Source organism: Thauera propionica (assembly GCF_002245655.1).
GTDB lineage: Bacteria > Pseudomonadota > Gammaproteobacteria > Burkholderiales > Rhodocyclaceae > Thauera > Thauera propionica.
On the sequence record NZ_NOIH01000010.1, the window covers coordinates 176,099 to 184,877 of the forward strand.

Consider the following 8,779-nt stretch of genomic DNA (forward strand, 5'->3'; position numbering starts at 1 on the left):
GCCAACGCGAGCGGCAGGATTTCGAATGACGGAATTCTAACGGATGCATGCCCACTCCGCCGCGGCGTCATCGGTGCCTTCATTGCGCGAGCACCGCCTCAAGCCGCTCGCAGATCGTACGCAGCACCTTGATGCGGGCGAAGTGCTTGTCGTCGGCCTCGACGAGGGTCCATGGCACGGTGCCCGTACTGGTGCGATCGACCATGTCGCAGACCGCTCGCGTGTAGTCGTCCCACTTGTCGCGGTTGCGCCAGTCCTCGGGGGTGATCTTGAAGCGCTTGTGGGGTTCGGCCTCGCGCTCCTTGAAACGCTCGAGCTGCTCGTCCTTGCTGATCGCCAGCCAGAACTTCACCACCACCGCGCCGGCGGCGGTCAGCTGGTCCTCGAAGTCGTTGATCTCGGCATAGGCGCGCAACCAGTCGGCCTCGGAACAGAAACCCTCGACCCGTTCGACCAATACCCGGCCATACCATGAGCGATCGAACATCACGACCTTGCCACGCGGCGGAACGTGGCGCCAGAAACGCCACAGGTAGGGCTGCACGCGCTCTTCCTCGGTCGGCGCGGCGATCGGGATGATGCGGTACTGGCGGATGTCGAGCGCGCCCGCGACGCGGCGGATCGCGCCGCCCTTGCCCGCCGCATCCATGCCCTCGAACACCAGCACCAGCGAGTGCTTGCGGAAGGCGGCCTCGCGCGTCAGCAGGGCAAGCCGGCCCTGCAGCAGTTCGAGCTCGCGCTCGTACTCCTTGCGCCCCATGTCCTGCCGGACGAGGCTGTCGACGAGGTTACGCTGGTCCACTCGCGGCGCGAGCGGCGCCGCCGACAGGCGTGGCTTCCAGTTCTGGGACGCCGCGTCGAGCCGGTGGCGCAGCGCCGACAGCAGCGTGCGCGCGACGAACAGCGCACGGTAGTTGGGGTCGGAGCCATCCACGATCAGCCATGGCGCATCGCCCGTGCTCGTCGTGCGCAGCACGTGCCCCGCCACCTCGCGGTAGCGCTCGTACAGATCGTAGAAGCGCCAGTCGCGCTCGGTGACGCGCCAGCGCGTGCGCTCGTCCTTCTCCAGTTCCTTCAGGCGCTTCTTCTGTGCGTCCTTAGAAAGATGGAACCAGAACTTGATCAACAGCACGCCCTCGTGCGCGAGCATCGCCTCGAAGCGACGGATCTCGTCCAGGCGCTGGTCGAGTTCAGCGCGCTTGCATACGCGATCGACCCGGTCGCGGATGGGCTGCGTGTACCAGTTGTTGAACAGCACGCCGATCTTGCCGTGCGGCGGAAGCGCGCGCCAGAAGCGCCACATGAACGGCCGCTCGGCTTCCTCCGGCGTGGGTGTGTCGAAGGCCCAGGCCTGGATGTGGCGCGGGTCCATCCACTCGTTGAGCAGGTTGACCGTCTCGCCCTTGCCCGCCCCATCCACGCCGTTGATCAGCACGACGACCGCAAACTGCTTCAGTTGCAGCAGATCGAACTGCGCGTCGAGCAGATCGGCGCGCAGCCGCGGCACGAGCGCGTCGAATTCTTCCTTCGTGGTCCGGTGGCCAAGTTCCGCGGATTCGAACATCGCTGCCCCTAGTCGTTTGTCGTCCAGCAGCCGGCGCCCAGGCGGCACCGGATCAGAAATCGCCCCACTGCGCCTGCAGCACCGCCAGCGCCGCCAGCCCCGCCGTCTCGGTCCTGAACACGCGCGGCCCCAGCGTCACGCGCCGGAAACCGGCGGCATCGCAGGCGGCCAGTTCGGCCTCGGTCCAGCCGCCCTCGGGACCGATCAGGACATGCACCGCGCCCTCGGGCCGCGCCTCGCCGCCGAACCCGGTTCCACCGCCGGGCGCCAGCACGTAGCCACGCTCGCCGCGCGCAGACGCCAGCCACTGCACCAGCGGCCGCAGCGGATGGACCTGCGGGATACGGTTGCGCCCGCTCTGCTCGCAGGCCGAAACCGCCACCTGCTGCCAGTGGGCGATCCGCTTGTCGGCACGCTCGCCGGACAGCCGCAGCACCGAGCGCTCCGCCTGCACCGGCTGGATCGCCGCAACGCCCAGTTCCACCGCCTTCTGCACGACCCAGTCCATCTTGTCGCCCGAGGCCAGTGCCTGCACCAGCACCACCGGCAGCGGCGACTCGCGGTCGAGCGTCCGCCGTTCGCCCAGCTGCGCAAACCCGGTCTTGCCGCGAACCGTCAGCCGGGCATCGACCTCGCCCCCTTCACCATCGAACAGCACCATCTGCTCGCCGTCGCGCAGGCGCAGCACACGCAAGGCGTGGTGCGCGAGCGCCTCCGGCAGCTCGACCTCGCCGGCATCGGGCAAGCGCCCCGGAAAATGGAATCGAGAAATCATCGTAAGATTATAGGCCCCGCATCCCCGCGCCCGACCGGCAAGGAGCCCACATGCCCACCTCAGCCCAACGCCTCGCCCGCGCCCGCGCCCTTGAATCGATGGTGCGTGACATCGCGCGCGCGGAGATCCTGCCCCGCTACCTGAAGTCGGCTCGCAACCGCAAACCCGACGGCTCGCTGTTTACCGAAGCGGACATGGAATCGCAACGACGCTTCTCCGAAGCGCTGCCGCAGTTCCTGCCAGGCGCGGTACTGGGCGAGGAAATGACCGCTACCGAACAGGCCCACCTGTGGAACGAGGGCGGGCGCGGCATGTGGTGCATCGACCCGATCGATGGCACGACGAACTTCGCCAACGGCATTCCGCTATTCGCCGTGTCGATCGCCTATCTGATCGACCACGAGCCGGTGCTGGGCGTGGTCTACAACCCGATCACCGACGAGTCCTTCTACGCCGCACGCGGCGCCGGTGCCTACCTCAACGGCACCGAACTGCCATTGCGGCAAGGCGCGACCCGGCTGTCCGACGCGGTGGCGGGCGTGGATTTCAAGCGCATCAGTCACCATCTCGGCGACGAGCTGGCCGTTCGCCCACCGTACTACTCGCAGCGCAACTTCGGTTCCAGCGCGCTGGAATGGTGCTTTGTCGCGGCGGGCCGGCTCGACGTCTACCTGCACGGCGGGCAGATGCTGTGGGACTACGCCGCCGGCCGCCTGATCCTGGCCGAAGCCGGTGGCCAGGCCGAGGCCCTGGGCGGGGGCTCGCTGATGTCGGGCCCGGCGGTGAAGCGCGGCGTGATCGCCGCCGCCAACCCGGGCCTGTTCGCAGAATGGTCGGCGTGGGTGAAGGCACGCTCCTGACCCCCGCGACGCGCGCACACGAATCTCACCGCAATTTGCTGCAGCGCAATATACTCGCGTGACGACACCGTTCGCCCAGCGCGGAGACCACCATGTCCATGAAGCACCCGATCATCGCCGTCACCGGCTCATCCGGCGCAGGCACGACCACGGTCAAGCACACCTTCGAGGCGATCTTCCACCGCGAGCACGTCAATGCGGCCATCGTCGAGGGTGACAGCTTCCACCGCTACACGCGGGCGGAAATGCAGGGACTGATCGAGGAGGCCGAACGTCTCGGCCAGCGCGGCATCAGCCACTTCGGCCCCGAGGCCAACTTCTTCTCCGACATCGAGAGCCTGTTCCGCGCCTACGGCGAAGCGGCAACCGGCCGCCGCCGGCACTACATCCACAACGAAGCGCAGGCCATGCGCTGGAACCTGCCGATGGGCACCTTCACCGAATGGGAGGACCTGCCCGTGGGCACGGACTGTCTGTTCTATGAAGGTCTGCACGGCGCGGTGGTCACCGACAGCGTGGACGTGTCGCGCCACGTCGATCTGCTGATCGGCGTCGTGCCCACCATCAACCTGGAATGGATCCAGAAGCTGCACCGCGACACCAAGATCCGCGGCTATTCGCCCGAGGCCGTGCAGGACACCATCCTGCGCCGCATGCACGACTACGTGCACTACATCGTTCCGCAGTTCGCCCGCACCCACATCAACTTCCAGCGTGTGCCGGTGGTCGACACCTCGAACCCGTTCATCGCCCGCGACGTGCCGACGCAGGACGAGTCGATGGTGGTGATCCGCTTCAAGGACCCGCGCGGCGTGGATTTCCCCTACCTGCTGCGCATGATCCACGATGCCTTCATGAGCCGCGCCAACACCATCGTGATTCCTGGCGGCAAGCTCGACCTGGCGATGCAGCTGATCCTGACCCCGCTGATCTGGAAGCTGATGGAACGCCGCCGGCAGTGGGTCTGAGGGTGCGCCGCGCAGCTCGAACCCTCAGCGGCCGGCACGGATGCCGCATTGCAACATTGGCATCACCGGGAACTTTTAAGGGATAATTGCGGCTTTTCTGATGGTGGCCTTCGGCCCGAGAACAGCATGCAGTCGACCCGCAACGTCAAAGCCCCGGTCTTCAACCCCATCACCGGCGCGATCCGCGCCCTGGCGATGGACGCCGTGCAACAGGCCAATTCCGGCCACCCCGGCGCGCCGATGGGCATGGCCGAGATCGCCGAAGTGCTGTGGCGCCACCACCTCAAGCACAACCCGGCCAACCCCAAGTGGGCCGACCGCGACCGTTTCGTGCTGTCGAACGGCCACGGCTCCATGCTCATCTACGCGCTGCTGCACCTGACCGGCTACGACCTGCCGATCGAAGAACTCAAGCGCTTCCGCCAGCTGCACAGCAAGACGCCGGGCCATCCCGAATACGGCTACGCCCCGGGCGTCGAGACCACCACCGGCCCGCTCGGCCAGGGCATCACCAACGCCGTCGGCATGGCGCTCGCCGAGAAGATCCTGGCCGCCGAGTTCAATCGCCCCGGCCACACCGTCGTTGACCACCGCACCTGGGTGTTCCTGGGCGACGGCTGCCTGATGGAAGGCATCTCGCACGAAGCCTGCTCGCTCGCCGGCACCTGGGGCCTGGGCAAGCTGACCGCCTTCTACGACGACAACAACATCTCCATCGACGGCCACGTCGAAGGCTGGTTCACCGACGACACCCCCAAGCGCTTCGAAGCCTACGGCTGGCAGGTGATCCGCGACGTGCAGGGCCACGACCCGGTGGCAATCGAAGCAGCCATCCAGCAGGCCAAGGCCGACCCCTCGCGCCCGACGCTGATCTGCTGCAAGACCATCATCGGTGCTGGCGCCCCCAACAAGCAGGACAGCCACGACGTCCATGGTGCTCCGCTCGGCGCGGCCGAGATCGAGGCCGCCCGTGCCCACATCGGCTGGACGCATGCGCCCTTCGAGATCCCCGCCGACGTCTATGCCGCCTGGGACGCCCGCACCAAGGGTGCCTCGCTCGAAGGCCAATGGAACGCCGCCTTCGCCGCCTATCGCGCCGCGCACCCCGAACTCGCCGCCGAGTTCGAGCGCCGCATGGCCGGTGAGCTACCCGCCGACTGGGATGCCCATGTCGCCGCGGTGCTCGCCAAGGTCGTCGACAAGGCCGAGACCATCGCCACCCGCAAGGCCAGCCAGAACAGCATCGAAGCCTACGCACCCAAGCTGCCCGAACTACTTGGCGGCTCGGCCGACCTCGCAGGCTCCAACCTCACGCTGTGGTCGGGTGCCAAGGGCGTCAGCAAGACCAGCGGCGGCAACTACGTGTATTACGGCGTGCGCGAGTTCGGCATGGCGGCGATCGCCAACGGCGTCGCGCTGCACGGCGGCCTCATCCCCTACACCGCCACCTTCCTGATGTTCAGCGAGTACGCGCGCAACGCCCTGCGCATGGCCGCGCTGATGAAGGTGCGCCAGATCTTCGTGTTCACCCACGACTCGGTCGGCCTCGGCGAAGACGGCCCCACCCACCAACCGGTGGAGCAGACCGCCACCCTGCGCCTGATCCCCAACATGGACGTATGGCGCCCCTGCGACACTACCGAATCGGCCGTGGCCTGGGCCAGTGCGATCGAGCGCAAGAACGGCCCGACCAGCATGTGCTTCTCGCGCCAGAACCTGCCCTTCCAGGCCCGTAGCGCAGAGCAGGTCGCCGCAATCCGCAAGGGCGGCTATGTGCTCTCGGAGGCTGCCGGCGGCAAGCCGCAGGCAGTGATCCTCGCCACCGGCTCCGAGGTCGCGCTCGCCATGGCCGCTCAGCAGGCACTGGCCGAGCAAGGCGTGGCCGTGCGCGTCGTGTCCATGCCCTCGACCAACGTCTTCGACCGCCAGGATGCCGCCTACAAGGCCAGCGTGCTGCCCGCCGGCCTGCCGCGCGTCGCGGTCGAGGCCGGCAGCACCGACGGCTGGTACAAGTACGTCGGACTGGAAGGCCGCGTGATCGGTATCGACCGCTTCGGCGAATCGGCCCCGGCGGGCGAGCTGTTCAAGTATTTCGGCATCACCGCGGATGCGGTGGTTCAGGCAGTGAAATCGGTGCTCTGACGACAGACTGGCGCGGGAGCGGATCCGGAAGCGGACCGCTCCCGTTGCACATGAGGGCGCAGTCCGGCGCTGGCCGGCAGGGCATCAGAAGGATAAACACCCGGTTTTCCAACGTAATTTCAGGGAGAAGCATCGATGAGCATCAAGGTCGCCATCAACGGTTTCGGTCGTATCGGTCGCTGCACGCTGCGCGCCATCTACGAACAGGGCCTGCAGAACGAATTTGAAGTGGTCGCCATCAACGCCTCCGGCGATCTGGCCACCAACGCCCACCTGCTGAAGTACGACACCACCCACGGCCGCTTCGCGACCTCGGTCGAGACCGAGGGCGAGAACACCATCATCATCGACGGCAAGAAGATCCCCTTCTACTCCACCAAGGACCCCAAGGGCGTGAACTGGGGCAGCCACGGCGTGGACGTGCTGCTCGAATGCACCGGCGCCTACACCACCAAGGCCAAGGCCCAAGCCCTGCTCGACATGGGCGCGAAGCGCGTGCTGATCTCCGCCCCGGGCGGTGACGACGTGGACACCACCATCGTCATGGGCGTGAACGAAGGCGTGCTGAAGGGTGACATGACCGTCGTCTCCAACGCCTCGTGCACCACCAACTGCCTGGCCCCGGTCGCCAAGATCCTGGCCGACAGCGTCGGCATCAAGCAGGGCCTGATGACCACCATCCACGCCTACACCAACGACCAGGTCACGGTGGACGTGCGCCACAAGGACCTGCGCCGCGCCCGCGCCGCCGCCGCAAACATCATCCCGACCAAGACCGGCGCCGCCAAGGCCGTCGGCCTGGTGCTGCCGCAGCTCGTCGGCAAGGTCGATGGCTTTGCGCTGCGCGTGCCGACCATCAACGTCTCGCTGGTCGATCTCACCTTCACCGCCGAGCGCGCCACCACCAAGGAAGAGATCAACGAACTGATGACCGCCGCGGCCAACGGCCCGCTGAAGGGCATCCTGGCGGTCAACACCGAGCCGCTGGTGTCGTCCGACTTCAACCACACCACCGTCTCCTCCACCTTCGACGCCACCCAGACCCGCGTCATCAAGGGCGAGGACGGCTCGGTGCTGGTCAAGGTGCTGGCCTGGTACGACAACGAGTGGGGTTACTCCTGCCGCATGCTCGACGCCGCCCGCGCCTTCGCCAACGCCAAGTAAGCCACCCGGCCATCACAAACCATCGACGCCCTGCCCCGCAGGGCGTTTTCACGAGACTGACACGATCATGCAAGTCAAGAAGCTCAACGAAATCGACGTCCGCGGCAAGAAGGTGTTCATCCGCGCCGACCTCAACGTGCCGCAGGACGACGCCGGCAACATCACCGAGGACACGCGCATCCGTGCCTCGATTCCGTCGATCCAGTACTGCCTCGACAACGGCGCCGCAGTGATGATCACCTCCCACCTCGGTCGTCCGACCGAAGGCACGGTCGGCCCCGACGACACCCTGGCGCCGGTCGCCGTGCGCATGGGCCAGCTGCTGCACCGTCCGGTGCGCCTGATCGCCGACTGGGTCGAGGGCGGCTTCGAGGTCAAGCCAGGCGAGGTGGTCCTGCTCGAGAACTGCCGCTGCAACGTCGGCGAAAAGAAGAACAACGAAGAACTGGCGAAGAAGATGGCCGCGCTGTGCGACGTCTACGTCAACGACGCCTTCGGTACCGCCCACCGCGCCGAGGCCACCACGCACGGCATCGCCCGCTTCGCCCCGGTGGCCTGTGCCGGCATGCTGATGGGCGCCGAGATCGACGCGCTGTCCAAGGCGCTGCATGCGCCGAAGCGTCCCCTGGTCGCCATCGTCGGCGGCTCCAAGGTGTCGTCCAAGCTGACCATCCTGAAGTCGCTGGCCGACAAGGTCGACCAGCTGATCGTGGGGGGCGGCATCGCCAACACCTTCCTGCTCGCTTCCGGCAAGCGCATCGGCGAATCGCTGGCCGAGCCCGAGCTGGTCAAGGAAGCCCAGGCCATCATGGACATGATGAAGGCCCGCGGCGCCGAAGTGCCCCTGCCGGTCGACGTCGTCGTCGCCGACGAGGTTTCCGCCCTCGCTCGCGCAAACCGCATTTCGGTGGACGAAGTCGGCCCGCACGACCGCATCCTCGACGTCGGCCCGAAGACGGCGGCCAAGCTGTCGGAAATCATCGCCAACGCCGGCACCATCGTCTGGAACGGCCCGGTCGGCGTGTTCGAACTGCCGCAGTTCTCCGGCGGCACCAAGATGATGGCCTCTGCCATCGCCCACTCGGAAGCCTTCTCGATCGCCGGCGGCGGCGACACCCTCGCAGCCATCGCCAAGTTCCACATCGCAGAAGACGTGGGCTACATCTCGACGGGCGGCGGCGCCTTCCTCGAGTTCCTCGAAGGCAAGACCCTGCCCGCGATCGCGGCGCTGGAAGAGCGCTTCAGCGCCTGATTCGTCACCGCGCCCAGGCACGACAAAGGCCACCCCGCGGGGTGGCCTTTGTCG

At 67.1% G+C, this 8,779-nt stretch carries 7 protein-coding genes; 5 read left to right on the forward strand and 2 right to left on the reverse strand.

The features are described 5' to 3' along the window. Positions 1-79 precede the first annotated feature (79 nt). Complete coding sequence (gene pap, locus CGK74_RS10585) at positions 80-1,564, reverse strand: polyphosphate:AMP phosphotransferase (protein ID WP_094268443.1); 1,485 nt, start codon at positions 1,562-1,564, stop codon at positions 80-82. A gap of 52 nt (positions 1,565-1,616) precedes the next feature. Continuing rightward, the gene (locus CGK74_RS10590) at positions 1,617-2,339 is read right to left on the reverse strand and encodes a 16S rRNA (uracil(1498)-N(3))-methyltransferase (RefSeq protein WP_094268444.1); all 723 of its coding nucleotides are present in this window, start codon (positions 2,337-2,339) and stop codon (positions 1,617-1,619) included. Positions 2,340-2,389: 50 nt separating this feature from the next. Between CGK74_RS10590 and CGK74_RS10595 the strand changes: the two genes are divergently transcribed. The 5 genes from CGK74_RS10595 (at position 2,390) to CGK74_RS10615 (ending at position 8,725) form a co-directional block, all read left to right on the forward strand. After that, a complete protein-coding gene (locus CGK74_RS10595; RefSeq protein ID WP_094268445.1) occupies positions 2,390-3,199 on the forward strand; it encodes an inositol monophosphatase family protein in 810 nt (269 codons plus the stop codon). Between the two features lie 92 nt (positions 3,200-3,291). Continuing rightward, positions 3,292-4,167, forward strand: coding sequence for a phosphoribulokinase (locus CGK74_RS10600; RefSeq protein WP_094268446.1), 876 nt, complete (start codon positions 3,292-3,294; stop codon positions 4,165-4,167). Positions 4,168-4,293: 126 nt separating this feature from the next. Then, the gene (gene tkt, locus CGK74_RS10605) at positions 4,294-6,309 is read left to right on the forward strand and encodes a transketolase (RefSeq protein ID WP_094268447.1); all 2,016 of its coding nucleotides are present in this window, start codon (positions 4,294-4,296) and stop codon (positions 6,307-6,309) included. Between the two features lie 135 nt (positions 6,310-6,444). Next, a complete protein-coding gene (gene gap, locus CGK74_RS10610) occupies positions 6,445-7,473 on the forward strand; it encodes a type I glyceraldehyde-3-phosphate dehydrogenase (RefSeq protein ID WP_094268448.1) in 1,029 nt (342 codons plus the stop codon). Between the two features lie 67 nt (positions 7,474-7,540). Continuing rightward, positions 7,541-8,725 (forward strand): phosphoglycerate kinase, encoded by a 1,185-nt coding sequence (locus CGK74_RS10615; protein ID WP_094268449.1) that lies wholly within the window; start codon positions 7,541-7,543, stop codon positions 8,723-8,725. The last annotated feature ends 54 nt before the right edge of the window (positions 8,726-8,779 follow it).

Excerpts from the sequence above, each read along its gene's own strand:
- pap (WP_094268443.1), bottom strand. The coding sequence starts at position 1,564 with ATGTTCGAATCCGCGGAACTTGGCCACCGGACCACGAAGGAAGAATTC.
- CGK74_RS10595 (WP_094268445.1), top strand. The coding sequence starts at position 2,390 with ATGCCCACCTCAGCCCAACGCCTCGCCCGCGCCCGCGCCCTTGAATCG.
- gap (WP_094268448.1), top strand. The coding sequence starts at position 6,445 with ATGAGCATCAAGGTCGCCATCAACGGTTTCGGTCGTATCGGTCGCTGC.
- CGK74_RS10590 (WP_094268444.1), bottom strand. The coding sequence starts at position 2,339 with ATGATTTCTCGATTCCATTTTCCGGGGCGCTTGCCCGATGCCGGCGAG.
- CGK74_RS10615 (WP_094268449.1), top strand. The coding sequence starts at position 7,541 with ATGCAAGTCAAGAAGCTCAACGAAATCGACGTCCGCGGCAAGAAGGTG.
- CGK74_RS10600 (WP_094268446.1), top strand. The coding sequence starts at position 3,292 with ATGTCCATGAAGCACCCGATCATCGCCGTCACCGGCTCATCCGGCGCA.
- tkt (WP_094268447.1), top strand. The coding sequence starts at position 4,294 with ATGCAGTCGACCCGCAACGTCAAAGCCCCGGTCTTCAACCCCATCACC.